Raw genomic sequence first — 25713 nt, forward strand, 5'->3', positions numbered from 1 at the left:
ACGGTTCCCCCGATCCTCCTAGGTGGCCACGTCCGCCGCTCGCGCGGACCCGGCGTTGGACAGCAGGTGGTGGACGAGGGCGGCCAGGGCCCCCGTGCCGGACCCGGTCAGTCGCGCGTCGCACCGCACGACGGGCACCTCCGGTCCGAGCCCCACCGCCTCCCGGACCTCACCGGCCGTATAGCGGTGGCAGCCGTCGAATTCGTTGACGGCGACGACGAAGGCGATCCCGCGCCGTTCGAAGAAGTCCACGGCCGGGAAGCAGTCCGCGAGGCGGCGCGTGTCGGCCAGGACCACCGCTCCGAGCGCGCCCGCGCACAGCTCCTCCCAGAAGAACCAGAAGCGCTGCTGTCCGGGCGTGCCGAAGAGGTACAGGACGTGGCCGCGGTCGAGGGTGATCCGGCCGAAGTCCAGGGCGACCGTGGTCGTCGTCTTCGCCTCCACCCCGTCCAGCGGGTCCGCGCCCTCACCGAGGTCGCTCAGCAGCTCCTCCGTACACAGCGGTTCGGTCTCGCTCACCGCGCCCACGAAAGTGGTCTTCCCCGCCCCGAACCCGCCCGCGACCAGGATCTTCAAGGTCGCGGGCAGGCCCCGGTCGTCACAGCCTTCGGCGTAGGCCATCGAGCACCGCCCGCAGCAGGTCGACATCGTCGGCGGCGAACGAGTCACCGCCCGGGAACCGGGGCCCGCGCGCCTCGACGGCCCCGTGTTCCACCAGATCGGACAGCAGCACCTTCACCACCCCCGCCGGGAGAGCCAGCTGCCCGGCCACCTCGGCGACCGTCACCGCCGACGCGCCGGCGCACAAGCGCAGCGCGAGGGTGTGTTCGGCGCCCAGTGGCGCACGCGGGCGTACGCCGGTCGCCGCCACCAGCGAGAGCAGGTCGAGGGCGACGGCGGGCCGGGTCCGGCCGCCGCTCGCCGTGTACGGCCGCATGACCCGGCCCGCCGTTTCGTCCAGCCAGGGAACCGTGTCCCGTCCCGCGCCGGCTCCGTACGCCCCCCGTGCCGTGGCCCTCATCGCTCCGCGTCGGCGACGGTCCGCCGCGGTGCGGCCGCCAGGTAGGGACGTACGCTTTTCACCAGCATCGCCATCTCGTAGCCCAGCACCCCCGCGTCGGCATCCCGGTCCGCGAGTACCGCCAGGCAGGTGCCGGCCCCGGCCGCCGATACGAACACCAGCGCCGTGTCGAGTTCCACCACCACCTGCCGGACCTCGGCGCCCTCCGCGAACCGGGAGCCGGCGCTGCGGCCCAGCGAGTACAGCCCGGAAGCCAGCGCCGCCATGTGGTCGGCGCTGTCGGCGTCGAGGCCGTGCACACAGCTGACGAGCCCGTCCGCCGTGAGCAGCACCGCGCTGCGCGTGTACGGCACCCGTTGGACCAGACCGCTCAGGAGCCAGTCGAGATCCGAGAGTCGGCTCGTCCTGGTCGCCACTTCGCCGCTCATGGGGGTGCGCTCCTTGCTGGGGTGGGGGGTGGTGAAGGGGATGGGAGAGGGAGGGGACGCGGGTCCCGGCACCGGGCGCCGTCACGGCCGGGGCTCCGACTGGGCCCTGTCGAAGCCGCGTTGGAAGGCCGCCATCAGGTCCGGATCGTGTACCGCGGGCTCGGCTTCCGGGATGCGGCGCGGGGCCGGCGCCTCACGCAGTTGGGGTACGACGTGCTCTTGGGCGCGGCGGCGGGGCAGTGCCGGTCGGTCGGCGTCCCGGTCGGGGTCCCTGCGCGCGGCGGGCACGGTGAAGGCGACCGGGACCAGACCGGCGTCGACGGCGAATCCGGGCTCGGCGGACGGGTCGGCGGGTGGGTCGGCGGGTGGGTCGGCCGCGAAGCCGGGGCCGGGGTCCGCCACGGTGTACGGAACCGGCACCGCCTCCCGCTCCGGCTCCGCCTCCCGCTCCGGCACCCACCCCGGCACCGCGAGCGGCTCCGCCCACGCCGGCGCCGTCGGGCGCGCGTCCACCGGCTCGGGCGGACGCGGCGCGGGAGTGGTCACCCGTACGGGTTCCAGCGGGGGCGTCCGAGCCCCCGCCCCGGTCCCCCACGAGGTGGCCCGCGCACCCCCGTGCGCGTCGGCGAGGTTCGGCGCCGGCTCGCCCAGCAGTTCCTGCGGCAGGACGAGCACCGCGAGCACACCGCCGTAGATGTTGGACTTGAGCTCGACGGCCACGCCGTGTCTGCGCGCCAGTGCCGACACCACGAACAGGCCGATCCGTCCGTCCGCCAGCAGGTGCCGCACGTCGATCCGGTACGGATCGCCCAGCAGGGCGTTCATCCGGTGCTGCTCCTCGGCCGGCATGCCCAGCCCCCGGTCCTCCACCTCGACCGCGATGCCGGAGGTGACGCGTTCCGCGCGCACCACCACATCGGTGTCGGGGGCGGAGAAGACAGTGGCGTTCTCGATGAGTTCGGCCAGCAGGTGCACGACGTCGGCGACGGCGTGCCCGCGGAGGGTGCCGCCGGCCGGGGGCACCACCTTGACGCGGGTGTACTGCTCGACCTCCGCGACGGAGGAGCGCAGCACCTCGCACAGGTCGATGGGCCGGGTCCACTGCCGCCGGGAGGCGGCGCCCCCGAGCACGGCGAGGTTCTCGGCGTGGCGCCGGATGCGGGTGGCGAGGTGGTCGACGTGGAAGAGCTCTTTCAGCAGGTCCGGGTCCTCGACCGTGTCTTCCAGGTCGTCCAACAACGAGATCTCGCGGTGCACGAGGGACTGGAGCCGACGCGCGAGGTTGACGAAGACCTCGACCTTGCGGTCGCTGTCGGACGGGACGATCTGCCCGGCCAGACGCACCAGGGAGCCGTACGCCTGCTCGCGCGCGCCGCGCAGCTCCTGCCCGAGCAGCCAGAACTCGTCCAGGCGCGCGGGGTCCGCGCCCGGCGGCGGCCCGCCCGGACCGCCGCGGACCGGGCCGGGCGGGATCTCCCCCCGCTCCAGCCGGTCGAGGGCCGCCCGCAGTTCCTGACGGCCGCGCAGGCTGGAGCGGCGCAGGGACTCGCAGCGTTCGCGTACTGCCATGGCGGCGCGCCGGCCCCCGAGCAGGGCGGCGGCGAGCGCCCCGACCGCGAGCAGCCCGCAGCCGGTGAGGACGGGCCAGAGCCGGGGGTCCCGGGTGCCCGCGCCGCCGCCGAGCTGCAAGGTGAAGATCACGGCGGCCGCGCCGCTGAGTCCGGCGGCGAGCGTGGGCAGGACGGCGGCCCGCACCAGTTGGGGGCGTAACTGCCGACCGGGGCCGGTCACGGCATGTCTCGACGGAGCGTGGCGGGCGGCGCGGTATCCGGACATCGGGGTCCTCGGTACGTGGGGCCCGGGCCCCCGGCGTCGCCGGAGCCCGGTGGTGATCACCGGATACCCACGCTAGACCGCACGCTCCCGCCCGGGACGGCGAGTTGGGCAACTTCACCAGGGTGCTTACCGCCTGGGAAGGAGCGCTCGTACGACAGCCCGAATCCGCCGGCCCACGCGGAGCCGTCTTCCGCCCCGCGCCGCGCCGCTACGAGCCCACTGCCTCCGGTTCCTCCCGGGTGACCACCGGCGCCCGCTCGGCCGCCACCGACCGCGGGTGGCCGGCCGGTACGGGCGTGCCGTTCGCGACGAAGGGACGCCACCACGGCTCGGCCGGCGCGTCGGCGGCCCCCGGCTCGAAGGGCTGGCCCGGTACGGGCAGGGCGATCGCCGCACCGGCCGTCTCCGCCGCCGCGAAGGTGCCCTCGCCGGGCTCGTCCCACGGGTGCGGCGCCAGATTGAAGGTGCCCCAGTGGATCGGCAGCATGGTGCCGCTCGGCGTTCCGCCCTGGAGGTCGAGGTGGGCGCGCATGCCTTCCTCGGGGGTCATGTGGATGTCGGGCCAGTACTCGGAGTACGCCCCGATCTGGATCATCGTGGCGTCGAACGGGCCGTGTGCTGCGCCGATCTCCTCGAAGCCCGGGAAGTAACCCGTGTCACCGCTGTGGTAGATCCGGTGCGCGTCGCCCGCGACGACCCAGGACGCCCACAGGGTGAACTGCTGGTTGCGCAGGCCGCGCCCGCAGAAGTGCCGCGCGGGTGTGGCGGTGAGGGAGAGACCGGCGATCTTGGTGCTCTCGTTCCAGTCCAGCTCGCGCAGCCGGTCCGCCGGGACTCCCCAGCGCTCCAGGTGCGCGCCGACGCCGAGCGGCACGGCGAAGACCGTGTCCGTACCGGCCAGCGCCTTGATGGTCGGCAGGTCGAGGTGGTCGTAATGGTCGTGCGAGATCACCACGACGTCGACCTCGCCCAGCGAGGCCAGCGGTACCGGCACCGGGTGCAGCCGCTTCGGCCCGGCGAAGGGGAAGGGGGAACACCGCTCGCCCCACACCGGGTCGAACAGCACCCGGCGGCCGTCGATCTCGGCGAGGACGCTGGAGTGCCCCATCCAGGTCAACCGCAACCCGCTCGCCGGCGGCTTGGCCAGCTCGGCCAACGTCGTCGGGTACACGGGGATCGGCGCGCCGGGGTTGCGCCGCAGGCGCTGCTCCTTGTGGAAGTAGATCTTGGCGAACTCGGCCATGGAGCCGGAAGGCCTGGTCCGGGCCCCCACCGGGTTTTGGAAGACCCCGTCGGCGAAGTTGGGCGAGCGCAGGATGCGCTCCAGCCGCGCGCCGGACGGGTCCGCGCCGAAGGCTTCGGGCCTCAGGGCACGCAGCCGGGGACGCAGGGGACGGGAGCCGGACAAGGCGCCTCCTGTGAGGATGGGGGCAGGACGGTCGTACGTGTCTACGACCATCCCAACGCACACCGGGCCCCGAGGATTCCGCTTGCCGCCCCCGGCGTGTCGCGCCCTCCCGTCCCGCCGGCCCCCGCCCCGCCCACGTCGCGTACTCCCTACAGCGGCAGCAGGTCCGGCCGCTTCGCCTCGACGTGGTCCCCGGAGGACTCGCCGCGCAGCCGCCGCCCGATCCAGGGCACCAGGTGTTCGCGCGCCCACTGGACGTTGTCCCGCGTGACGTCCACCGACCCGCGCGGCCGCTCCGGCGGCCACGGCTGGTCGGGGTCGGCGGGTACGTCCAGACCGAGCACCTGGGCGGCGCGCAGCGCGACCCGGGTGTGTCCCTCGGGCGAGAGGTGCAGCCGGTCGGTGTCCCACGCCCGCCTGTCCTGAACGGACTTGAGGGACCAGAGGTCGAGCACCGGGCAGTCGTACCGGTCGGCGATGGCGCGCACGTGCGCGCTGTACGTCGCCACCTTCCCCCGCAGGTGCTTGAGGACCGGCACGCCCCGGGTGTCGAACCCGGTCGTGATCATGACCCGGCCGACGGAGCCGGCGAGGTCGGCGACGGCCGCCTCGAACCGCTCCGCCACGTCGTCCGGGTCGGTTCCCGGACGGATGATGTCGTTGCCCCCCGCGCAGAAGGTGACGAGGTCGGGCGCCAGGGCCTTCGCCCTCGGGACCTGCTCGGCCACGATCTGGTCGAGGACCTTCCCCCGAACGGCCAGGTTCGCGTACCGGAAATCGTGTTCTTCCCGCTGATCGGCCAGGAGTACGGCCAGCCGGTCCGCCCAGCCGAGGTACGAATCCCCGGGTCCCGGGTCCCCTACGCCCTCGGTGAAGCTGTCCCCGATCGCCGCGTACGAGCCGATGGTCTTGAGTGTCGTCTTCGTCGCTGCCACAGCACGACATACTTCACCCCCACGGGCGACCTACGCCAACGTAAGCAGGGTTTGACGGACCGTGATCTATGCCACGATGCACATGAGGAATAAGAAACGCGTGAGGCCGGAACCCCCTCGGGGTCCCGGCCTCACGCGTTCACACGCTCACGCCGCGGCGACGTCAGACGTTGACGCCCTTGGAGCGCAGGTACGCCAGCGGGTCGATGTCCGAGCCGTACGAGGGGCCGGTGCGGATCTCGAAGTGGAGGTGCGGGCCGGTGACGTTGCCGGTGGCGCCGGAGAGCCCGATGCGCTGGCCGGCGGTGACGCTCTGGCCGACCGAGACGGACAACTGCGAGAGGTGGCCGTACTGGGAGTACTTGCCGTCGGCGTGCCGGATCACGACCTCGTTGCCGTACGCCCCGCCCCAGCCGGCGGTGACGACGGTGCCGGCGCCGACCGCCTTGACGGTGGTGCCGGTGCTCGCGATGAAGTCGACGCCCGTGTGGTAACCGGAGGACCACATGCTGCCCGCGAGCTTGTACGGGGTGGAGGTGCCGCCGTCGACCGGGGCGACGAATCCGGACGCCGTGACGGCACCGGTGGAGGAGCCGGAGCCCTGCGCGGACGGGGCGGCCGGCGGCGCGTCGGCGGAGCCACTGCCGGAGCCGGACTCGGAGGGCGCCTCAGCCGTGCCGGAGGAGCGGTGGGAGGAGGTCGGAGCCGAAGCCGAGCCGGTGCCGCGCGGGGCCGCCTTCGCGGAGGCGCCGTCCCGGTGCCCGTCCTGGTCACCGTGGCCGCCGAGGGTCAGCTTGAGGCCCGGGTGGATGAGGGAGGGGTCCGCGCCGACGGCTTCGCGGTTGTCGGCGTACAGCCGCTCCCAGCCGCCGGACAGGTGGCGGTCCGCGGCGATCTTCGACAGGTAGTCGCCGGGCACGACGGTGTAGACGCCGGGGGCGGCGGCCGGGGCCGCGGCGGTCACCGTCGGGTAGGACGCGGGGAGCTGCGGGGCCTGGACGGGCAGGGCGGCGGCGGGGGCGGCGTGGGCGCCGGCGGCGCCCATCAGCGGCAGGGCCAAGGCCGCGCCGCCGGTACCGGCGGCGGCCAGTCCGCGGGACATGGCACGGGACTTCGGGCGGCGGTGCTTGCCGTGTGCGGGCATGACGAATTCCTCTCCGTCGCCTGCGAGGTGAGCTGTCGGGTTCGGACTGGAGATGTCCGGCCGTACGCGCCAGCGACGCACGACTTCACCCCGAGCCGTTCCGGCGGGAAGATCCGGAACAGCGGCTTACCTGGTTCCCCCGCTCCTGCCGCGCGCGTGAATAGTCGGGTGCGGTTCCCGGGCGGCGGCAGGATTCGGCGGTCCACCCGGATCGATCGCGAAGGTAATCCAGCGGGGCCGTGCACAACAAGCCATGAATTCCCTGACGCAATAGCAGATTTGAAGGGCCCGCTGAATTCCCGTCACCCTCCGTCCATTCCGGCCCCTCAACGACCCTCACGACAAGGGAATTCGGGTTTTGCGATCAGGCACGCTCGGTCACCGTATGATCTGGCTCACGGGGTCCGGCGTGATCTCGCCCCCGAACATGGCAAGTTGTTCCCAACCGGCTCAATTCGGACAGTGCGACGGCGGCCCGACGATGGGCGCCCACCACCCCGGCCGTGACGGCCCACGACGATGCGGAGGACCTGGCCCGTGACCCAGCAGATAGCCGCCGACCCGCCCACGGAGCCCGAACTGTCCGGAGTGCGCAATTTCCGTGACGTGGGGGGACTGCCCACCACCGACGGACGGAGGGTCAGGTCAGGACTCCTCTTCCGAAGCGGACATCTGGCACATGCCACCGAAACCGACGTGGAATTCCTGACCTCGCTCGGTCTCCACACCGTTTTCGACTTCCGCAACGGGGCGGACCACGCGATGGAAGGGCCGGACGTCGACCTGCCCGGCGTCCGGAACGTGAACATTCCACTGACGGACCCGGCCGACGGCCGGGAGTTCTGGAAAATGGTCCGCGACGGCGACCTGGGGCAGCTCCGCGGCCTCCTGGGCGAGGGAAGGGCCGCCACCCGCATGAGGAACTCCTACCGGGGGATCATCAGGGACCGGACGGCCGAACACGGCCGGGTCGTGCACGCGCTCGCCCAGGACAGCGTCCCGGCCCTGATGCACTGCGCGGCCGGCAAGGACCGGGCGGGACTGTCGATCGCCGTCACACTGCTCGCCCTGGGGGTCGAGCGCGAGGCGATCGTGGCGGACTACCTGGAATCGAACGCGCCGCACAACCGCTACCGGGTGCGGCGCCGCGACGACTCGCCCGACGCCCGCTCCCCCGAGGTGATGGAGCTGCTGGCTCCGCTCTTCGACGCCCGCGCCGAGTTCCTGACCACGGCCTTCGAGACGATCGACGGGACATGGGGCGGGGTCGAGCCCTACCTGGCCGAGGGACTCGGGCTCACGCCCGCCACCCTCGGCCGGCTCAGGGACCGGCTGCTCGACTGAACCACACGGCCCCGGGGCCAGAGGCCCACGGCCCCGGGGCGGCGCGTCAACGGTTGCCGACGGCCTGCTTCACCAGCGTCCTGCCGAAGTCCCACATCAAGGCGCCCCCACCGTGCGCCTCGTCCATGACCTCGCGGAAGGCGCAGACGAACCGGTCCACGTCCCCCTCGTCGATGATCAGCGGCGGGATCAGCTTGATGACCTCCAGGTGGTCTCCGGAGACCTGCGTGAGGATCCGGTGCTTCTGCAGCAGCGGCACCACGACCATCTGCGCGAAGAGCCCCTTGCGGGCCGCCTGGAGCATCGTCCAACGGCTGCGCAGCCCGAGGGAGGACGGCCGGCCGAACTCGATGCCGATCATCAGCCCCCGGCCGCGCACCTCGTACAGCAGCTCGTACTCGTCCACCAGGGCCGCGAGCCGCCCGCGCAGCAGGTCGCCGGTCGCCCGGGCGCGGGCCACGATCCCCTCGTCCTCCATGACGGTGAGCACCGCGAGTCCGGCCGCCATCGCCTGCGCGTTGGAGCCGAAGCTCGCGGAGTGCACCAACACCCGGTCCATGGAGGAATAGACCTTCTTGAAGATCCAGTCCTTGCCGAGGGTCGCCCCGACCGGTACGTAACCGCCGGACAGCGCCTTCGCCACGCACACCAGGTCGGGTTCCAACCCCGGTTCGTTCTGGTACGCGTAGAAGTCACCGGTACGTCCGAGGCCGGTCTGCACCTCGTCGGCGATCAGCAGCGCCTTGTGGCGGCGCAGCAGGTCCTGCGCCGCGAGCAGGAAGCCGGGCGGCGGCGCGAGGACGCCCTTGCCCTGGATGGGCTCCACGACGAACGCCGCCACGTCGCCGCGTTTCAGCTCCCGCTCCAGCGCGGCCAGGTCGCCGAGCGGGATCCGGGTGTCGGGCAGCAGCGGCGCGAAGCCGTCGCGGAAGCCACCCTCGCCGTTGACCGAGAGGGAGCCGGTGGTCAGGCCGTGGAAGGCGTGGTCGCAGTAGAGGACCCTGGGGCGTCCCGTGGCGTACCGGGCGAACTTGAGGGCCGTTTCCACCGCTTCCGTGCCGCTGTTGCCGAAGAAGACTCGGTCCAGGTGGGGGCTGTGGGAGAGCAGCTTCTCGGCCAGCAGCCCGGGCAGGGGCTGGCAGTCGAAGCGGGTCAGGTCGGCGAGCTGGGCGTCGAGGACGTCGTGCAGGGCCTGGCGGACGACCGGGTGGTGCCGGCCGAGACCCATCACGCCGAAGCCGGCGAGCATGTCGAGGTAGTCGTTGCCCTCGGCGTCCCAGAAGTGGGCGCCTTCCGCCCTCTCGTAGACCTTGTCGAAACCGATGGTGTGCAGCATCCGGGGCAGCTGGTGGTTGAGGTGCCGGGCGTGCAGTTCGTACCGCTCGGCGCCGCGTTCGGCCAGCAGGGCCCCGAGGTCGAAGCCCTTGCCCCCTCCCGTCGCGGGCGTCATGCCGACGTGCCGCGATTGCCGCCGATCGTCTCCCTGGCCGCGCGCAGGGACTCCTTGAGGGAGCCCATCGTGGCGAGGACGGCGGTCGGTTCGTACCCGCAGTGCGCCATGCAGTTCGCGCAGCGCGGGTCCTTTCCGCGCCCGTACTTGCTCCAGTCGGTGTCGTCGACCAGTTCCCGGTACGTGGGGACGTATCCGTCGCTCATCAGGTAGCAGGGGCGCTGCCAACCGAAGAGGGAGTAATTCGGAATGGCCCAGGCGGTGCAGGGGAAATCGGCCTTGCCTTCCAGGAAGTCCAGGAAGAGCGGGGAGTGGTTGAGCCGCCAGCGCCGCCGGTTGCCGCCGGCGAATGCCTTCTTGAAGAGTTCCCTGGTCTGCTCGACGCCCAGGAAGTGTTCCTGGTCGGGGGCCTTTTCGTAGGCGTAGGCGGGCGAGATCATCATTTCGTCGACCTTGAGGTCGTCGTTGAGGTAGTTCAGCACCTCGATGATCGTCTGCGGGGTGTCGGTGTTGAAGAAGGTGGAGTTCGTGGTGACCCGGAAGCCGCGACTCTTGGCTTCCTTGATGGCGGCCACCGCCTCGTCGAAGACGCCTTCCTTGGCCACGGACTCGTCGTGCCGCTCGCGCAGCCCGTCGATGTGCACCGCGAAGGCGAAGTACGGGGAGGGGGTGAACTTCTCCAGCTTCTTGCGGAGCAGCATCGCGTTGGTGCAGAGGAATACGTACTTCCTGCGGGCGACCAACTGCCGCACGATCTCGTCGATCTGGGGGTGCATCAGGGGTTCGCCACCCGCGATGGACACCATGGGGGCCCCGGATTCCAACACGGCGCCGACGGCTTGGGCGACCGGCATGCGCTGCTTGAGCACCCCCGCCGGGTGCTGGATCTTGCCACAGCCCTCGCAGGCCAGATTGCAGGCGTAGAGCGGCTCCAGCTCGACGATCAGCGGGAACTTCTCACGCTTGCGGAGCTTCTGTTCGAGAAGATACGTCCCGACCCTGATGGACTGTCGCAACGGCATGGCCATCTGGCTCACCTCCTGGGGAGCAGCAAAGAACGGTGCCAGTCATAAAACGCGGGCAATACTGCACGCAATACGCGGAAGGCCGATATTCCTCCCCGAACCGTGCCGATTCGGACGAGCTCATGCTCCGGAGCGTCCACGATCACCCGGACGGCCGCAACCGGACGGCTCGCGCCCCGGGTGGCGGTCCACAGGGTGGCCGCGGATTCCATGTCGACGGCGATCGCGCCGGTGGCGCGCAGATGGGCACGCTCCTGGCCACGTACGACATGGTCCGATCCGGTCAGTGCGCCGGTGTGCACGGTCCGGCCGGGGACGACTCGGGCCAATGCCTCGGCGAGCAGGGGGGCGCCGTCGCAGGCGACGGTGCCGCGGGGGTCCCGGGCCTCCTCGGCGACGACCAGGTCACCGGGGTTCATGTCGGGGGCGAGGCCGGCGCAGAAGCCGGTGGCGAGGACCGCGGCCCCGCTCATGCCGGGCGGGGCGAGCGCCCGGGTGACGGCTCGCTCGGCGGCGCGCGGGCCCATGCCGGTGCGCAGGACGGCGTACTCGCGCGGCGAGCCGCGGTCTGGGCCGCTGCGCAGGGCCAGCCGTTCGATGCGCAGGGCGCAGGCGATCAGCAGCGGAACGCGGGACGGGTCGGCCCGATCGCCCATCAGGCCTCCTCGGCCAAGATCGCCGTCGCCTCGCGCACCGGGTCCGCCATGGGCCGGGGCACGGGACCCGCCGGGGCCTCCGGGGCGCGCTTGGACGTGGTCTCCCCGGCGGGCCGCGCCGTGAACCGGCCGCCCTGGCCGAACGGTTCCCCGTACAGGTAGCGGCCCAGCGCGGTCAGCGGGAACACCTGCCGGTACAGGTGGTAGTTGATGGAGAAGTCCCAGGGGAAGCCGGTCCCGGTGAAGTACGGCTCGTCCCAGGAGCCGTCCTCGCGCTGGGTGCGCACGAGGTGGGCGATGCCGCGTTCCACGGCCTTGCCCTCGCGTTCGCCCGCCGACAGCAGGGCCATGAGGGCCCACGCGGTCTGGGAGGCGGTGGAGGCGCCCTTCCCCGCCCAGCCGGGATCCTTGTAGGACCGCTGGTCCTCCCCCCACCCCCCGTCCTCGTTCTGTACGGACTCCAGCCAGGCGACGGCCCGCCGGATCGCGGGGTGGCCGGTGGACAGGCCCGCGGCGGTGAGGGCCGGGACCACCGAGCCCGTGCCGTAGACGTAGTTGGTGCCCCAGCGGCCGAACCAGGCGCCGTCGGGCTCCTGTTCGGCGAGCAGCCAGTCGATGCCGCGCCGGGTACGGGGGTCGCCCGCCTTGCCCTCGACGGCGAGCATCTCGACGACGTGGGCGGTGACGTCGGCGGAGGGCGGGTCGATGACCTCACCGAAGTCACAGAAGGGCAGCCGGTTGGGAAAGGGGCTGGTGTTGTCCGCGTCGAAGGCGCCCCAGGCGCCGTTCTTCGACTGCATGCCGAGGTTCCAGGAGACCCCGCGGGCGATGGCGGCCTCGACCTTGGCAGGTTCGGGGTGGGCGATCCGGCGCAGGGCCAGCACCACCTCCGCGGTGTCGTCGATGTCGGGGTAGGTGTCGTTGTGGAACTCGAACGCCCAGCCTCCGGGGGCGAGTCCGGGCCTTCGCACGGCCCAGTCGCCGCTGCGCGTGATCTCCTCCCCCAGCATCCAGTCGGCGGCCTTGAGCAGGGCCGGATGATCGGCCGGGACGCCCGCGTCGGCCAGGGCGATGGCGGCGAGGCAGGTGTCCCAGACCGGCGACTGGCAGGCCTCGATCATGCGGGAACCGTCCTCGCGCCAGACGGCGAAGCGGTCGAGGGATTCCAGACCGGCCCGCATCACGGGGTGCCCGAGGTCGTAGCCGAGCAGGTGCAGGGCGATGACGGAGTAGACGGCGGGCGGCTGGATACCGCCCCAACAGCCGTCGTTCTCCTGGCGTTCGATGATCCAGCGGGCGGCGGTGTTCATGGCGGCCCTGCGCAGGCGGCGCGGGGCGAAGCGCCGGTAGACGTGCAAGGCCCTGTCCATGCGCTGGAAGGCGCCGTCCCAACTGAGCAACGGGGCCGCCGGCTTCACCGGGTCGGGGTTTCGCGCGTCTGTGTGCAGCTCGTCCAGCGCGAACGGCGCGGGTCGGACCGGGCGCAGGGCGGAGACGACGGTGAGCGGGACGATGGTCTGGCGTGCCCAGCAACCGAAGTCGTAGATGTTGAGGGGCACCCACGGTGGCAGGAAGACCAGTTCGGGCGGGAGTTCGGGCAGGCGGTCCCACTTCCACCAGCCGAAGAGGGCCAGCCAGATCCGGGTGAAGACCCGGGCGGCGGCGATCCCCCCGCGGGCTCGGACCCAGGCCGAGGCGCGCGCCATGTGGGGGGCGTCGGGCGGGTCCCCGGCGAGCCGCAGCGCCACGTACGCCTCGATGGTGGCGGACAGTTCGGGCGGTCCGCCGTGGAAGGTGGCCCAGGTGCCGTCCTCGCGTTGCTGCCCGCGGACGAATAAGGCCGCGGCCTGTGTGGTGGCCTCGTCCCGGATTCCGAGGAACTGCCGCAGCAGCAGGTCCTCGGCGTCCATGGTGACGTTGGTCTCCAGGTCGCCCTTCCACCAGCCGTCCGGGTCCTGCCGGTCGAGCAGGTGGCGGGTGGCACGCTCGGTGGCGTCCCGGACCCCGGGCACCGCGGCCGGTGTGGCGGCCGGCTCGCGCGCGGGCCCCGCGCCCGGGGTTCCGCCGCCGTCGGTCGTCGCTGTCATGGCTTCCCCTTCGTGCAGTGGTCTCTGCTGTGCTGGGGTCTGCCGTCGGCCGGTGCACGCCTAGGCAGTGCCTGACAGGTGGGCGGCGCCGGCCGGCGACTCATGATTCATATCCGCGCCCGGGCGATAATCACCTCTTGCGCACGACGACGAAGTCGGCGAGGGCGACGAGCTGTTCGCGCACCCGCTGCGGCATGTCGACGTCGTCGAGCGCGCGGATCGCCACGGCGTGCTGGCGGCGGGCCTCGTCGGCGGTCCACTGGCGTCCGCCGGCCTCCTCGATGAGGGCTGCGCGGGCGGCGAACTCCTCTTCCGAGAAGTTCTCGAAGTCGTTGCTCTTGGCGTCGGCGGCCAACAGCCCGGCCAGTTCCTCGCAGGCGGGTCCGCCCGCCGCGAGGGCGGCGACGACCGGCAGGGACTTCTTGCGCTGGCGCAGGTCGCTCCAGGTCTGCTTGCCGGTGGCTTCCGGGTCGCCCCAGATGCCGAGCAGGTCGTCGACGGCCTGGAAGGCGAGGCCGAGGTGGTAGCCGTACTCCTCCAGCTTGTCGGCGGTACGGTCGTCCGCGCCGCCGAGCACGGCGCCGATGGAGACCGCGCAGGCGAGCAGGGCGCCGGTCTTGTTGCCCTCCATCTCCAGGCACTCCTCGACGCTGACGCGCTCACGGTGCTCGTAGGAGATGTCCTGCGCCTGGCCGTCGATGAGCTTGCGGCTGGCGGTGGTCAGGCGGCGGGCCGCGCGGCCCGCCTCGACGGTGCCGAGCTCCAGCAGGACCTCGTTGGCGAGGGCGAAGAGCGCGTCGCCGACGAGGATGGCCTGCGCCGGGCCGTGCACCTTCCACACCGTGTCGCGGTGACGGCGCTGCTCGTCGCCGTCCATCAGGTCGTCGTGCAGCAGGGAGAAGTTGTGGACGAGTTCGACGGCGACGGCGCCGGGGATGCCGACCTCCGCGGCGACGCCGGCGGCCTCGGCGGAGAGCAGCGCGAGGGCGGGGCGCACGGCCTTGCCCTGGTCGCCGTCCGCTGGGTTGCCCTGCGCGTCGATCCAGCCGAAGTGGTAGGCGGCGACGGTGTCCATGGGCGCCGCGAGCCGGTCCACGGCGGCGCGGAGCACGGGGGTCGACAGCGTTCGGCCGCGTTCCAGGAGGGCGAGCGTGTCCGCTGCCTCTCCACCGGCCGTGCCCACACTGCCGCCGGTGTTCTCGACAGCCGGATTCCCCGGGTTCACTGGCTCTCCTCTGGTTCCTGTACGTGCTGCTGTGCGTGCTGCGGGTGTACCGCTGGTGCTGGTGGTGGTCATGCCGCCTCTTGCAGGGGGTGTTCGCGGTGGCGGCCGAGCGCGGTGAGTGCGGCGTGCGCCGCGCCCAGTCCACTGCGGACGGCGCTCTCCATGGTCGCGGGCCAACCGGTGGCGGTCCACGCACCGGCGAGAAACAGCCCCGGCGTGTCGGTCCGGAAGCCGGGGCGGAGCCGGCCGACACCGGGGGTGGGGGCGAAGGTGGCGGTGCGTTCGCGGGTGACGAAGAAGTCCTTCACCTTCGCCCCGCGCGCGGCCGGCAGCAGCCGTTCCAGTTCGGGCAGGTACTTGGTCCGCAGGACGGAGACGGGCTCGTCGATGTCGTCCTGGGCGACGGACTGGGACAGGGCCAGGTACTGGCCGCCGTCGGTGAGTCCGGAGGCGTCGGTGCGGTCGAAGACCCATTGCACCGGGGAGCCGAGCGCGGCGAAGAAGGGGCGCTTGAGCACCTTGCGGTCGTAGACCACGTGGACGTTGAGGATGGGGGCGGTGCCGATGTCGAGGAGCTTGTCGGGGTCGGCCAGTGCCCCGGGCGGCAGCAGTCCGTGCGCCTCGCGCTGCGGGACGGCGAGGACGACCGTGGCGGCGGCATGGGTTCCGGTCTCGGTGTCCACGCGCCAGTTCCCGTCCTCGGTGCGGGAGATGCCGGTGACACGGGCGCGCAGTTCGGTGCGCACCCCGGCGGCGTCGAGTTCCCTGCGGGCGAGCGTGTCGTGGAGGTCGCCGAGCGGGACCTTGGCCCAGCCGATGTCGGCGGCGCCGTTCTCGGAGAGCAGGCCGGTCTTGAAGACCATGGCGGCCAGGCCCAGGGAGGACCGGTCGGCGGTGGCGTTGAGGGTGGCGATGCCGACGAGGTCCCAGAGCGCCTCGATGGCGCGCGGGGACTGGCCGTAGCGGCCGAGCCACGTCGCGAAGTCCAGGCCGTCGAGCGCCGGGTCGGCGGGGTCGAGGCGGCGCAGGGCGAGGGCGGCGCGCCCCACGCCCGCGCGTTCGGCGAGGGACAGGTGCGGGTAGCGCGCCAGGGAGGACGCCAGGTGGAGGGGCACGGGGAGGGCGCTGCGGCGCAGCCGACCCAGGCGCGGCCCCCCGGGGCGGGCGACGTCGAGCACGGGGACGTCGAGCCGCTCCTGCAGCGGCGCGAGGGCGGCGCCGCCGACGCGGTCGAGGAACCAGCGGTAGGCGGTGCAGCAGCGGAGGTAGACGTGCTGACCGTTGTCGACGGTGAGGTCGCCGCGTTTGAAGGAGAAGGCGAGGCCGCCGAGGCGGGGCCGGCTCTCCAGGAGGGTCACCCGCAGTCCGGCGTCCGCGAGTTCGAGGGCGGCGGTGACCCCGGCGAGGCCGCCGCCGACGACCACCGCGTGCTGAGCGGTCATGCGTCCTCCCCTGTCTCCCCGAGGGACGCCTGGGTGTCGCAAGGGGTTGCTCCGGCGGCCGTCATGTCCGCCTCCTGGTGCTCTGGCGGGAGATGGTCCGCGCGTCGAGGCCGGACAGGCCCCGGACGGCGACGTACGCCTTCTCGTGGGTCGGCAGCGAGACGCGCCCGCGCAGGACGGCCTCGGGTTCGCGTTCGATGCGGTCGAGGAGGCGACGGTAGATGCCGGCCATCGCGGCCACGCAGGCGCCGCTGCGCCGGTCGAGCATGGGCAGCAGTCGGTATCCCTCGGCGAACAGGGCGCGGGCGCGGCGCACTTCGTGGTGGACGAGTCCGGCGAAGTCGGCGCCGGCGGGTGCCCGGTCGCCGTGGAATCCCTCGGAGCAGCCGAACTTGGTGAGGTCCTCGGCCGGCAGGTAGGTGCGTCCGTTCCCGGCGTCCTCGCGAACGTCCCGGAGGATGTTGGTGAGTTGCAGCGCGAGGCCAAGCGTGTCGGCGTACTCGGGGGCCCGGGCCGCGTCGGCGGCGCCGGGGGCCGTGCCGAACACGCCGAGCGAGAGCCGACCGATGGCGCCTGCCACGCAGCGGCAGTAGACCTTGAGGTCGTCCCAGGTCTCGTAGGTCTCGCCGCGGACGTCCATCAGGACTCCGTCGATGAGTTCGTCGAGGCCGCCGAGGGGGATCGGGAACCGGCGGGCGGCGTGTGCGAGGGCGACGGCGACCGGGTCGGTGTCGTCCTCGTCGATCTCCTCGGCGCGGATGCGCCCGAGCAGGGCGCGGGTCTCCTCCAGCCGGGCGAGCTTGGCGTCGGCGGGAAGGGTGCCGTCGCCGATGTCGTCGACTCGGCGGGAGAAGGCGTACAGCGCGGACATCGCCTGTCGCTTGTCCGTGGGCAGCAGGCGGATGCCGTACGCGAAGTTGCGCGCCTGGGCGCCGGTGACGGCCTCGCAGTAGCTGTAGGCCGCGGAAACAGGTGCGGACGCCGCGGTCGGCGCGGACGGTGCGGACGCGTATGTGGGGCCCTCCACGTTCGGGCTCACCCCTTTCTCGGCGCTGTGCGCAGGACGGCGGCCACCTCGCGGAGCAGGCCGCTCCTGGTGGGCTTGGGCGGGCCGGGGGCTACGTCGAAGCCGGCGTCCGCGATGGCTTTCAGGGCGGCCCGGCCCCCTCCCACGAAACCCGCGAGCAGCAGCCGGAGCCTGCCGTGCACGCTGCCCACGAGCGGGGTTCCCTCGTCCAGCAGCGCGCGGGCACGTTCGGTCTCGAATGCGATCAGCGAGCGTACGGACGCTCCGGCGGTGGGCGCCTTCAGGTCGGTCTCGGTGACGTGGAAGCGGCGCATGTCCTGGCCGGGGAGGTAGATCCGGTCGCGGCCGAGGTCCTCGGTGACGTCCTGGAGGTGCTCGGCGATCTGCAGGGCGGTGCAGATGGCGTCGGAGTGGCGGACCCGCTGGGGTGTGCTGGTCCCGGTGAGGGAGAGCACCAGCCGGCCGACGGGGTTGGCGGACAGCTCGCAGTAGGCGACCAGGTCGGCGTGGCTGTCGTAGCGCGAGACCCGCTGGTCCTGGCGGTTGGCCTCGATGAGCCCGAGGAAGGGTTCGGGGGTCAGGCCGTGGGCGACGACCACGGGCACCAGGTTCCGCAGGAGCGGGTGGCGCGGGGGACCGTCGGCGGCGCCGAAGACGCGCTTCAGGTCGGTCTCGAAGGCGTCCAGCATGGCGAGCCGGTCGTCGGTCGCGGACGCGTCGAGGCCCAGCAGTACGGCGTCGCGGCCGCCGGGGGCGAGATCGCCGTCGCCGATGTCGTCGACCAGCCGGGCGTACCCGTAGACCGCCATCAGGCCCGTCCGCCACGCGCGGGGGAGGAAGGCGGGGGCGACGGGGAAGTTCTCCGTCCGGGCCTTGCCGAGGGTGGCGTGCGCGTGGGCGTCGGAGGCTGTGGGGGCCGTGTGCCGCCCGGGTCGGGTGCCGTGCCCCGGGGTCACCGCCCGCCGCCCGGGGCGGGGACGGCCGCCGTCCCTGTGGGCCGGAGAATTCCCATAGCCATTGCCGTCACATCTCCCGTTCTACACTGCCGACCCAAGTCATCCTATTTCGGACACGCCGCCGGACTTTACCCGGGGTACCCCGGCCTTTTTCGACTGCGGGGAATCATCCCCTCTTGGCGCGATTGGAGAACCGGTCCAGCTTACGCTGTACAACGCCGCGAGGGCCTATCGGGTATTCGTCCGAGAGGCAATGTCGAGGACCGGAATACACGCGTCACGCCGAGGCCCCCGCCGCACGGAACGGCAGGGGCCCGCAGTCGTCATACGTGGTGTCGCCGTCAGTGGCTGGTGGCCTTCTCGTACGCCGAGACGACTTCCTCGGTGGGCCCGTCCATCAGGAGTTCGCCCTTCTCCAGCCACAGCACCCGGTCACAGGTATCGCGGATGGACTTGTTGTTGTGGCTCACCAGGAAGACGGTGCCGGCCTTCTCGCGCAGCTCGCGGATGCGCGCCTCGGAACGGACCTGGAACTTCCGGTCACCGGTCGCCAACGCCTCGTCGATCATCAGGACGTCGTGGTCCTTGGCGGCCGCGATGGAGAAACGCAGGCGCGCGGCCATGCCGGAGGAGTAGGTGCGCATCGGCAGGGAGATGAAGTCGCCCTTCTCGTTGATGCCCGAGAAGTCGACGATGTCGTCGTAGCGCTCCTGGACCTGCTCGCGCGTCATGCCCATCGCGAGTCCGCCGAGTACGACGTTCCGCTCGCCGGTCAGGTCGTTCATCAGCGCCGCGTTGACACCCAGCAAGGAGGGCTGGCCGTCGGTGTAGACCCGGCCGGACTCGCAGGGCAGCAGGCCGGCGATGGCGCGCAGCAGCGTCGACTTGCCCGAGCCGTTGGAGCCGATGAGCCCGATGGCCTCGCCCCGGTAGGCGGTGAAGGAGACCCCGCGCACGGCGTGCACCTTGCGGACGCCCGGGGAGTCGCCCTTGCCCTTGCGCATGATCTTGCTGAGCGCCGCGGTGGCGCTGCCCTTGCCGGCGCTGCCGGTGTTGACGCGGTAGACGATGTGGACGTCGTCGGCGATGACGGTGGGGACGCGGCCCCTGTTGTTCTCAGCCACGGCCGTAACGCTCCTCAGCCTTCCAGAAGTAGACGAAACCACCGAGGCCGATGACGACGGCCCAGCCGATCGCGAAGCCCCAGACGTGCGGTGGCAGGTGGTGCGGGCCGTAGCTGTCGATCAGCGAGAAGCGGATCAGATCCATGTAGATCGCGGCGGGGTTCCACTGGAGCACCTCCGCGATCCAGTGCGGCCTGCCGGCCAGCATCCCGCTGATGGAGAACATGACGCCGGATGCGTACATCCACGTGCGGGTGATGAACGGCATCAGCTGCGCGAGGTCGGGGGTCTTGGACCCCATCCGTCCGAAGATCAGCGCCAGGCCGGTGTTGAAGACGAACTGCAGGGCCAGCGTCGGGATGACCAGCAGCCAGGACAGCCGGGGGTGGTTCCCGAAGGCGACCACGATGACGAGCACCACGATCATCGAGTACAGAAGCTGCCCGAGTTGCTGCAACGAGAAGGAGATCGGCAGGGAGGCGCGCGGGAAGTGCAGCGCGCGGACCAGGCCGAGGTTGCCCGGGATCGCCCTGACACCCGCCATCAGCGAGCTCTGGGTGAAGGAGAAGACGAAGATGCCGATCACCAGGAACGGGATGTACGCCCCCTTCGGCATACCGCGTCCCGCGTTCAGGATCAGGCCGAAGATCAGGTAGTAGACCAAGGCGTTCAGCAGGGGGGTCGCCACCTGCCAGATCTGGCCGAGCTTCGCCTCGCTGTACTGCGCGACGAGCTTCGCCCGGGAGAAAGCCATGATGAAGTGGCGCCGCCCCCAGAGCTCGCGCACGTACCCGCCCAGGCTGGGCCGGGCGCCGCTGACGGACAGGCCGTACTTCCTGGCGAGTTCGGCGGGGGTGAGCCCCGCGTCTTCGGACGGCGGCTTGCTCGTGGCGAGGGCGCCGTCGTGGGTTGTGTCACTCACAAGTTGAAACTTTCCGTCTTCAAGATGCGGCAGAAGGGGGCATCGGACCCTGGGGCGCGGGCCCGGTGATCGAGCCCATGCTCCCAGACCCGAGCTTGTCAGATGACAGGTGGTCGGCCCAGCCGGGTCAACCGCCAGACCGTACGCCACTTCATCGGGCGACGTGGACCGCAGGGTACGGTCCAACCCTCTTTGAACCCGCCGAACCAGGCTTTGAGCGCCGGGGCGGAGGGCTTGCGCACGAGGGTGAGGGCCATCCAGACGCCCAGGTACACCGGCACCAGGAGGGCGGGCAGGTTGCGGCGGGCGAGCCACACGCGGTTACGGGCCACCATACGGTGGTAGACGGCGTGCCGGGAGGGGGCCGTCTTCGGGTGCAGCAGCACCATGTCCGCGCGGTAGTCGATCAGCCACCCGGCGTCGAGCGCCCGCCAGGCCAGATCGGTCTCCTCGTGGGCGTAGAAGAACTCGGCCGGCAGGGCGCCGACCTGCTCGAAGACCGCGGTGCGGACGGCGTTGGCGCCGCCCAGGAAGGTCGTGACGCGGGACGAGCGCAGCGGGTCCGAGGCGCGCAGCCGCGGTACGTGGCGGCGCTGCGTCTCGCCGGTGTCCGGGTCGGCGATCCGGAAGCTCACGATCCCGAGCCGGGGGTCCTCCGCGAAGGCCTGCCGGCACAGCTCGGCGGTGTCGGTCCGCTCCAGCAGTCCGTCGTCGTCCAGAAAGAGAAGCGCGTCCACGTCGAAGCCGTCGCGGCCACCGGTACGGAAGGCCTCGATGCCGACGTTGCGACCGCCGGGGATGCCGAGGTTCTCGGGCAGCTCGACGGTACGGATGCCCGCCGACGGATCGGCGAGGCCGGGGAGCTCGACGCCCTGGCCGACGACGACGACCTCGACGGGGTCGCCCTCCTGCCGGGCCACGGAGTCCAGGAGCGCCTTCAGCTCGTCGGGCCGGTTGCCCATGGTGATGATCACGGCGCCCAGCCGCATCGGCGTCGTCACTTGAGCCTGCTGGAGGCCAGGATCGACACCAGGTGCAGCACCGTCTGGAGCAGCGCGATGCCGGCCAGTACCGCGACGCCGAGCCGGGAGAAGTACAGGTCGCCGCGGACCTGGTCCAAGACGGCCAGCAGCAGGATCAGCAGCGAGGCCTCGATGCCGAGGACCAGCCGGTGGAACTTGAGCGCGGACGCGGCCCGGCGGGCGAGCGCCATGCCGGAGGAGCGCGGCTCGGCGGCGGCTTCCGCGACGGGCGCCTTCCCGGTCTGGTGCCGGGCGACCCCGACCAGATCGGTCTCGGCCTTGATCAGGATCGCGCCGAGCGCCGCGAGGGTGCCCAGGAACGCCCACAGCCAGTCGATCCGGCCGCTGCCCCACAGGTCGGCGGCGCGAAGGCCGAAACCGACCAGGACCGCGGCGTCGCAGAGATAGGCGCCGACGCGGTCCAGGTAGACCCCGGAGAGCGAGAACTGCTGCTTCCAGCGCGCCACCTCCCCGTCGACGCAGTCGAGGAGCAGGTACAGCTGCACGGCGACGACGCCCAGGACGGCGCCCCACACGCCCGGCACCAGCAGGGCGGGCGCGGCGAGGACGCCGGCGAGGGTCATCACGTAGGTCAGCTGGTTCGGCGTGACCTTGGTGGTGACCAGGACGCGGGTGATGCGCAGGGAGATCTCGCGCATGTACAGGCGGCCGCCCCAGTGCTCGCCACTGCGCCGGTCCTTGACGCCCGCCGGGTGCACGACGGGCCGGAGTTCAGCTACGGATGGTCTTGGCATAGTCGGCGTAAGCGTCCCTGATCTCGGCTGCGGACAGGTTGAGGTGCTCCAGGATGGTGAAGCGTCCCGGGCGGGTCTGGGGGGCGTATTCGACGGCCGCGACGAACTCGTCCTCGCTGAAACCGATCTCCTCGGGCGCGGTCGGCAGGCCGTGGCGGCGCAGTACCTCGACGAAGAGTCCGGACTGCTCCCTCGCTCCGCGCAGGTGCATCGCGAAGGCGGCGCCGATGCCGACCTGCTCGCCGTGGAGCGCGGAGCGGCCCGGGTAGAGGAGGTCGAAGGCGTGGCTGATCTCGTGGCAGGCGCCGGACGCCGGGCGGCTGTCACCGCTGATCGACATGGCGATGCCGGTTAGGACCAGGGCCTCGGAGAGCACGGTGAGGAACTCGTCGTCGGTGCAGGCGCCGGGGTGGCGCAGGACGGCCTCGCCGGCGGTGCGCGCCATGGCTGCCGCCAGGCCGTCCACGGGCTCCCCGGTGATCTTGTGCGAGAGCTCCCAGTCGGCGATGGACGAGATGTTGGAGATCGCGTCGCCGACGCCGGCCCGGATGAACCGTACGGGCGCCTCCTTGATCACGTCGAGGTCGATGACCATCGCGATCGGGGTGGGCACTCCGTAGGACCCGCGGCCGTTGTCGTTGTCCAGGATGGACACCGGGGAGCAGATGCCGTCGTGGGAGAGGTTGGTGGCGACGGCCACCATGGGCAGCCCGACCCGCGCCGCGGCGTACTTCGCGACGTCGATGATCTTGCCGCCGCCCAGGCCCACGACGGCGTCGTAGCGGCGGCCCTTTATGTCGTCGGCCAGTTTGACCGCGGAATCGATGGTCCCGTCCACGACCGGGTACCAGTCGGCATGCGGCAGGACCGGTTCCAAGCGGGCGCGCAGCGCCACGCCGGAGCCGCCGCTGAGCGCGATGGCGAGCTTGCCGGACGCGGAGATGCGCTGGTCGGCCAGGAGGCCGGCCAGATCGTCCATCGCCCCGCGGCTGATGTCGACGACAACGGGCGAGGGGATCAGCCGCGTCAGTACTGGCATGCGATCGTCCGGCCCTTGGCGAGGTCGTCGTGGTTGTCGATCTCGACCCACTTGACGTCACCGATGGGGGCCACGTCGATGGTGAAACCGTCGTTGACGAGCTGCTGGTAACCGTCCTCGTAGTAGAGGTCGGGGTCGCGCTCGAAGGTGGTCTTGAGGGCCTCGGCCAGCGCCTCGGCGGCCTCGGGCTCGATGAGGGTGACCCCGATGTACTCGCCCGTGGCCGTGGCCGGGTCCATCAGCTTGGTGATCTTCCGGACGCCCTCGCCGTCGGCCGTGATGACCTTCATCTCCTCGTCGGCCAGGTTCTTGACCGTGTCGAGGGCGAGGATGATCTTCTGGCCGTCGCCGCGGGCCGCCAGCAGGGTCCGCTCGACGGAGACCGGGTGGACGGTGTCTCCGTTGGCGAGGATCACGCCCTGCTTGAGGACGTCACGCGCACACCACAGGGAGTAGGCGTTGTTCCACTCCTCGGCCTTGTCGTTGTCGATCAGCGTGATCTTGACGCCGTACTTGGCCTCCAGGGCCTCGCGGCGCTCGTACACGGCTTCCTTGCGGTAGCCGACCACGATGGCGACCTCGGTCAGCCCGACCTCGGCGAAGTTGCCCAGCGTCAGGTCGAGGACCGTGAGGCTCTCCTCGTCGCCTTCGGGGCCGACGGGCACGAGGGCCTTGGGCAGGGTGTCGGTGTAGGGACGCAGGCGGCGTCCGGCACCGGCAGCGAGTACAAGGCCGATCATGCTGGTTCTCCTTCGTCGTGTACGGCGGGTGCCCCGGAGGAGACCCAGAAGCGGATGCTCTCCACGAGCACCACCAGTGCCACGGCCACGGCCAGGGCCGTGAGCGCGGCGGGGAAGTCCGCGGCGCGCGTCGCCAGTACGGCGGCCAGGACGGCGGCCAGGAGCACCCGACCCTCGTGACCGCCGGTCGCCCGCACCAGCCAGTGCGGGGGCGCGCCGGTGCCACCGCGGATGCGGTACACCGTGTCGTAGTGATGGTAGGCGACCGCCGCGACCAGTCCGAATGCCGCCGGAAGCGCTCCGGGGACGTCCGCCTTGGCGGCGAGGATCAGCACGGTCGTGTACTCGGCGGCCCGGAAGACGGGCGGGACGAGCCAGTCGAGGGCGCCCTTGAGGGGGCGGGCGACGGCCACTCCGGCGCACAGCGCGTAGAAGACGGCGGCGGCGACCGTCTGCCGGGCACCGAAGGGCTGGGCCCAGGCCGCCCACAGCAGAGCGCCCGTACCGACCACGGCCGCGGCGAGGCCCGCACCGGGCGCCGCCCGGCCGACGGACCGGGCCACGAGTTCGGCGAGCGGGCCCGAGTCGGCGAGGTCCGCGAGCGCCCGGGCGGCGCGGTCGGTCCTCTCGGCCCTGCGGGTCAGCGAGCGCAGGACGCGGCCGGCGGTGGTGTAGAGCGCTCCGAACGCGCAGCCGACGAGGAGCGCGTAGAAGACGATCCGGGGGGTGGTCGCGGCGGTCAGCACAGCGATCATCGCCCACCGCTCACCGATCGGGAGGATGATCATCCGCCGGACCCAGACCGTCCAGCCGACGCTGTCGAGGCGGTCGGAGAGCGCGGCCGTCGGGCTCGTGTTGGCCGCGGCGTCGTGGTTGGCCTCGTTGAAGGCGAAGTCCACGACGTGCCGGCAGGTCATGAGGATCATCGCGCCGAGCGCGAGGGCCCAGACGTCGTCGCCGTGGCGGGCGGCGCCGAGGGCGAGGCCCGCGTAGAAGGAGTACTCCTTCGCGCGGTCGAAGGTCGCGTCGAGCCAGGCGCCCATCGTCGAGTACTGGAGCGAGTAGCGGGCGAGCTGCCCGTCCGTGCAGTCCAGGACGAAGGAGACGAGGAGCAGTACCCCGGCGGCGATGTAGCCGCCGCGCTCGCCCGTGGCGGCGCAGGCCGCCGCTATGAGCGCGGTGACGAGCGAGGCGGTGGTGACCTGGTTCGGGGTGAGGCCGCGGCGCGCGCACCAGCGGGCGATGTAACGCGAGTACGGGCTGATGAAGAAGGTGGTGAAGAACCCGTCGCGGGACTTGACGGCGGTGCGCAGGCGCACGGCCTCGTCGTCCACGGCGGCGACGGCGGCGACGGCCGCCTCGCGCTCGGCCGCGGTGGCGGGCACCGCGGCGACCAAGGTCCCGAGGTCGGGGCGCTGCACCGGGGTTCCGGCGGCCTCGACGGCGGCCGCGAGGTGGTCCGCGTAAGGGGCCGCGCCGTCGGGCGCGAGGGCCGCGGCGGCGTCGAGTGCGGCGCGGGCACCGGGCTTGACGGCGAAGGCGCCGGTCACCGCGCAGGCGTCGAAGCGCGGGTCGGTGAGGGCGAGGCGCAGCGCGTGCCGGTGGCCGACGAAGGCGCTGTCGACGACGGCGACCCGCTGGTCGGCCGGTACGCCGGCCAGGGCGGTCGCGGTCTCTTCGGGCCCGGCGACCGGGTGGACGTCGAAGCCGAGCGACCGCAGCTCGTCGGCGAGGGGCGATCCGGGGACCGGCAGGCCGGTGAGGATGACGGTCGGCAGACGAACCCACTCCTTGCAGCGAACACTGGACGGCCGCCGCGCGGGGGCGGCGGCACGACGGCAGAGGCTATCGGATGAACGGAAGCCGGGGTTCACCAGCCGTTTGCGCCCGTACAAGCCGAATGTCCCGGGCGGCGGCCCCGGCCACGCCATCATTGACGATCACGCCGAGGGACCACAAACCGCGTGTGTGTTCCATCTGCGGGGTCCGTGGGGGCGGGGCCCGCGGGTCGGGTGGTCCTCAGGTGCCCCCGTACGGCCCTCTTTCCGACCGCGTTCCGTCCACCCCGCCCATTTCGTCCCGGTCCATGGCGATACGTCCCGACCTTTTCCTCTCTTTTCCGCTCGG

General features: G+C 72.0%; 23 protein-coding genes and 1 riboswitch. Of the genes, 1 reads left to right on the forward strand and 22 read right to left on the reverse strand.

What is annotated here, in order from left to right:
- Window positions 1-18: 18 nt before the first annotated feature.
- The 7 genes from ACV7NM_RS06175 to ACV7NM_RS06205 all read right to left on the reverse strand — a co-directional run bounded on the left by ACV7NM_RS06175 (window position 19) and on the right by ACV7NM_RS06205 (window position 6772).
- A complete protein-coding gene (locus tag ACV7NM_RS06175; RefSeq protein ID WP_463409313.1) occupies window positions 19-621 on the reverse strand; it encodes a GTP-binding protein in 603 nt (200 codons plus the stop codon).
- The gene (locus ACV7NM_RS06180) at window positions 599-1021 is read right to left on the reverse strand and encodes a DUF742 domain-containing protein (RefSeq protein WP_463409314.1); all 423 of its coding nucleotides are present in this window, start codon (window positions 1019-1021) and stop codon (window positions 599-601) included. Before ACV7NM_RS06180 ends, ACV7NM_RS06175 begins: the two co-directional genes overlap by 23 nt.
- The gene (locus ACV7NM_RS06185) at window positions 1018-1449 is read right to left on the reverse strand and encodes a roadblock/LC7 domain-containing protein (protein WP_463409315.1); all 432 of its coding nucleotides are present in this window, start codon (window positions 1447-1449) and stop codon (window positions 1018-1020) included. Before ACV7NM_RS06185 ends, ACV7NM_RS06180 begins: the two co-directional genes overlap by 4 nt.
- 81 nt (window positions 1450-1530) lie before the next feature.
- Complete coding sequence (locus ACV7NM_RS06190) at window positions 1531-3285, reverse strand: sensor histidine kinase (protein ID WP_463409316.1); 1755 nt, start codon at window positions 3283-3285, stop codon at window positions 1531-1533.
- A 208-nt stretch (window positions 3286-3493) separates the two neighbouring features.
- The gene (locus tag ACV7NM_RS06195; RefSeq protein WP_463409317.1) at window positions 3494-4693 is read right to left on the reverse strand and encodes an MBL fold metallo-hydrolase; all 1200 of its coding nucleotides are present in this window, start codon (window positions 4691-4693) and stop codon (window positions 3494-3496) included.
- A gap of 149 nt (window positions 4694-4842) precedes the next feature.
- Window positions 4843-5628: an SGNH/GDSL hydrolase family protein gene (locus tag ACV7NM_RS06200; protein ID WP_463409318.1), complete on the reverse strand. Its 786-nt coding sequence runs from the start codon at window positions 5626-5628 to the stop codon at window positions 4843-4845.
- A gap of 163 nt (window positions 5629-5791) precedes the next feature.
- Window positions 5792-6772 (reverse strand): LysM peptidoglycan-binding domain-containing M23 family metallopeptidase, encoded by a 981-nt coding sequence (locus ACV7NM_RS06205; protein ID WP_463409319.1) that lies wholly within the window; start codon window positions 6770-6772, stop codon window positions 5792-5794.
- 4 nt (window positions 6773-6776) lie between these two features.
- Window positions 6777-6949: riboswitch (cyclic di-AMP (ydaO/yuaA leader) on the reverse strand.
- 360 nt (window positions 6950-7309) lie between these two features.
- On the opposite strand from ACV7NM_RS06205, the gene ACV7NM_RS06210 reads away from it, so the two are divergent.
- Window positions 7310-8116, forward strand: coding sequence for a tyrosine-protein phosphatase (locus ACV7NM_RS06210; RefSeq protein WP_463409320.1), 807 nt, complete (start codon window positions 7310-7312; stop codon window positions 8114-8116).
- Window positions 8117-8162: 46 nt separating this feature from the next.
- On the opposite strand, the gene ACV7NM_RS06215 is transcribed toward ACV7NM_RS06210, so the two are convergent.
- From ACV7NM_RS06215 to ACV7NM_RS06285, 15 genes are all read right to left on the reverse strand, one after another.
- Window positions 8163-9566 (reverse strand): aspartate aminotransferase family protein, encoded by a 1404-nt coding sequence (locus ACV7NM_RS06215; protein ID WP_463409321.1) that lies wholly within the window; start codon window positions 9564-9566, stop codon window positions 8163-8165.
- Window positions 9563-10594, reverse strand: coding sequence for an adenosyl-hopene transferase HpnH (gene hpnH, locus ACV7NM_RS06220; RefSeq protein WP_463409322.1), 1032 nt, complete (start codon window positions 10592-10594; stop codon window positions 9563-9565). Before hpnH ends, ACV7NM_RS06215 begins: the two co-directional genes overlap by 4 nt.
- A 5-nt stretch (window positions 10595-10599) precedes the next feature.
- A complete protein-coding gene (locus tag ACV7NM_RS06225; RefSeq protein WP_463409323.1) occupies window positions 10600-11247 on the reverse strand; it encodes a phosphorylase family protein in 648 nt (215 codons plus the stop codon).
- Entirely contained in the window at window positions 11247-13334 is a 2088-nt protein-coding gene (gene shc, locus ACV7NM_RS06230) for a squalene--hopene cyclase (RefSeq protein WP_463409324.1), read from the reverse strand. Before shc ends, ACV7NM_RS06225 begins: the two co-directional genes overlap by 1 nt.
- A 130-nt stretch (window positions 13335-13464) precedes the next feature.
- The gene (locus ACV7NM_RS06235) at window positions 13465-14559 is read right to left on the reverse strand and encodes a polyprenyl synthetase family protein (RefSeq protein ID WP_463409325.1); all 1095 of its coding nucleotides are present in this window, start codon (window positions 14557-14559) and stop codon (window positions 13465-13467) included.
- A 68-nt stretch (window positions 14560-14627) separates the two neighbouring features.
- Window positions 14628-16001, reverse strand: a complete 1374-nt coding sequence (hpnE, locus tag ACV7NM_RS06240) for a hydroxysqualene dehydroxylase HpnE (RefSeq protein ID WP_463409326.1) — start codon at window positions 15999-16001, stop codon at window positions 14628-14630.
- A gap of 61 nt (window positions 16002-16062) precedes the next feature.
- A complete protein-coding gene (hpnD, locus tag ACV7NM_RS06245) occupies window positions 16063-17040 on the reverse strand; it encodes a presqualene diphosphate synthase HpnD (RefSeq protein WP_463409327.1) in 978 nt (325 codons plus the stop codon).
- Window positions 17037-17984 carry a squalene synthase HpnC gene (gene hpnC / locus ACV7NM_RS06250; RefSeq protein WP_463409328.1) on the reverse strand — a complete coding sequence of 316 codons (948 nt, stop codon included), beginning with the start codon at window positions 17982-17984 and terminating at the stop codon, window positions 17037-17039. The genes hpnD and hpnC overlap by 4 nt, the downstream gene beginning before the upstream one ends.
- A 341-nt stretch (window positions 17985-18325) precedes the next feature.
- Window positions 18326-19108, reverse strand: coding sequence for an ABC transporter ATP-binding protein (locus ACV7NM_RS06255; RefSeq protein ID WP_463409329.1), 783 nt, complete (start codon window positions 19106-19108; stop codon window positions 18326-18328).
- Window positions 19101-20030: an ABC transporter permease gene (locus tag ACV7NM_RS06260; protein WP_463409330.1), complete on the reverse strand. Its 930-nt coding sequence runs from the start codon at window positions 20028-20030 to the stop codon at window positions 19101-19103. The genes ACV7NM_RS06255 and ACV7NM_RS06260 overlap by 8 nt, the downstream gene beginning before the upstream one ends.
- Window positions 20031-20128: 98 nt before the next feature.
- Window positions 20129-21019, reverse strand: a complete 891-nt coding sequence (locus tag ACV7NM_RS06265; RefSeq protein WP_463413850.1) for a glycosyltransferase family 2 protein — start codon at window positions 21017-21019, stop codon at window positions 20129-20131.
- An 8-nt stretch (window positions 21020-21027) separates the two neighbouring features.
- The gene (locus ACV7NM_RS06270) at window positions 21028-21807 is read right to left on the reverse strand and encodes a CDP-alcohol phosphatidyltransferase family protein (protein WP_463409331.1); all 780 of its coding nucleotides are present in this window, start codon (window positions 21805-21807) and stop codon (window positions 21028-21030) included.
- Window positions 21785-22846 carry an iron-containing alcohol dehydrogenase family protein gene (locus ACV7NM_RS06275; RefSeq protein ID WP_463409332.1) on the reverse strand — a complete coding sequence of 354 codons (1062 nt, stop codon included), beginning with the start codon at window positions 22844-22846 and terminating at the stop codon, window positions 21785-21787. The genes ACV7NM_RS06270 and ACV7NM_RS06275 overlap by 23 nt, the downstream gene beginning before the upstream one ends.
- The gene (locus ACV7NM_RS06280) at window positions 22834-23586 is read right to left on the reverse strand and encodes a phosphocholine cytidylyltransferase family protein (RefSeq protein WP_463409333.1); all 753 of its coding nucleotides are present in this window, start codon (window positions 23584-23586) and stop codon (window positions 22834-22836) included. Before ACV7NM_RS06280 ends, ACV7NM_RS06275 begins: the two co-directional genes overlap by 13 nt.
- Window positions 23583-25364, reverse strand: coding sequence for a DUF5941 domain-containing protein (locus ACV7NM_RS06285; protein ID WP_463413851.1), 1782 nt, complete (start codon window positions 25362-25364; stop codon window positions 23583-23585). The genes ACV7NM_RS06280 and ACV7NM_RS06285 overlap by 4 nt, the downstream gene beginning before the upstream one ends.
- Window positions 25365-25713 lie beyond the last annotated feature (349 nt).

This window comes from Streptomyces sp. Tek67B01, from assembly GCF_055231995.1.

What these genes read in the sequence shown, in the direction of transcription:
- ACV7NM_RS06265 (WP_463413850.1), bottom strand. Translation starts at nt 21,019, where the DNA reads ATGCGGCTGGGCGCCGTGATCATCACCATGGGCAACCGGCCCGACGAG.
- ACV7NM_RS06175 (WP_463409313.1), bottom strand. Translation starts at nt 621, where the DNA reads ATGGCCTACGCCGAAGGCTGTGACGACCGGGGCCTGCCCGCGACCTTG.
- hpnE (WP_463409326.1), bottom strand. Translation starts at nt 16,001, where the DNA reads ATGACCGCTCAGCACGCGGTGGTCGTCGGCGGCGGCCTCGCCGGGGTC.
- ACV7NM_RS06190 (WP_463409316.1), bottom strand. Translation starts at nt 3,285, where the DNA reads ATGTCCGGATACCGCGCCGCCCGCCACGCTCCGTCGAGACATGCCGTG.
- ACV7NM_RS06180 (WP_463409314.1), bottom strand. Translation starts at nt 1,021, where the DNA reads ATGAGGGCCACGGCACGGGGGGCGTACGGAGCCGGCGCGGGACGGGAC.
- ACV7NM_RS06225 (WP_463409323.1), bottom strand. Translation starts at nt 11,247, where the DNA reads ATGGGCGATCGGGCCGACCCGTCCCGCGTTCCGCTGCTGATCGCCTGC.
- ACV7NM_RS06270 (WP_463409331.1), bottom strand. Translation starts at nt 21,807, where the DNA reads ATGCCAAGACCATCCGTAGCTGAACTCCGGCCCGTCGTGCACCCGGCG.
- ACV7NM_RS06280 (WP_463409333.1), bottom strand. Translation starts at nt 23,586, where the DNA reads ATGATCGGCCTTGTACTCGCTGCCGGTGCCGGACGCCGCCTGCGTCCC.
- ACV7NM_RS06205 (WP_463409319.1), bottom strand. Translation starts at nt 6,772, where the DNA reads ATGCCCGCACACGGCAAGCACCGCCGCCCGAAGTCCCGTGCCATGTCC.
- ACV7NM_RS06275 (WP_463409332.1), bottom strand. Translation starts at nt 22,846, where the DNA reads ATGCCAGTACTGACGCGGCTGATCCCCTCGCCCGTTGTCGTCGACATC.
- shc (WP_463409324.1), bottom strand. Translation starts at nt 13,334, where the DNA reads ATGACAGCGACGACCGACGGCGGCGGAACCCCGGGCGCGGGGCCCGCG.
- ACV7NM_RS06215 (WP_463409321.1), bottom strand. Translation starts at nt 9,566, where the DNA reads ATGACGCCCGCGACGGGAGGGGGCAAGGGCTTCGACCTCGGGGCCCTG.
- ACV7NM_RS06185 (WP_463409315.1), bottom strand. Translation starts at nt 1,449, where the DNA reads ATGAGCGGCGAAGTGGCGACCAGGACGAGCCGACTCTCGGATCTCGAC.
- hpnH (WP_463409322.1), bottom strand. Translation starts at nt 10,594, where the DNA reads ATGGCCATGCCGTTGCGACAGTCCATCAGGGTCGGGACGTATCTTCTC.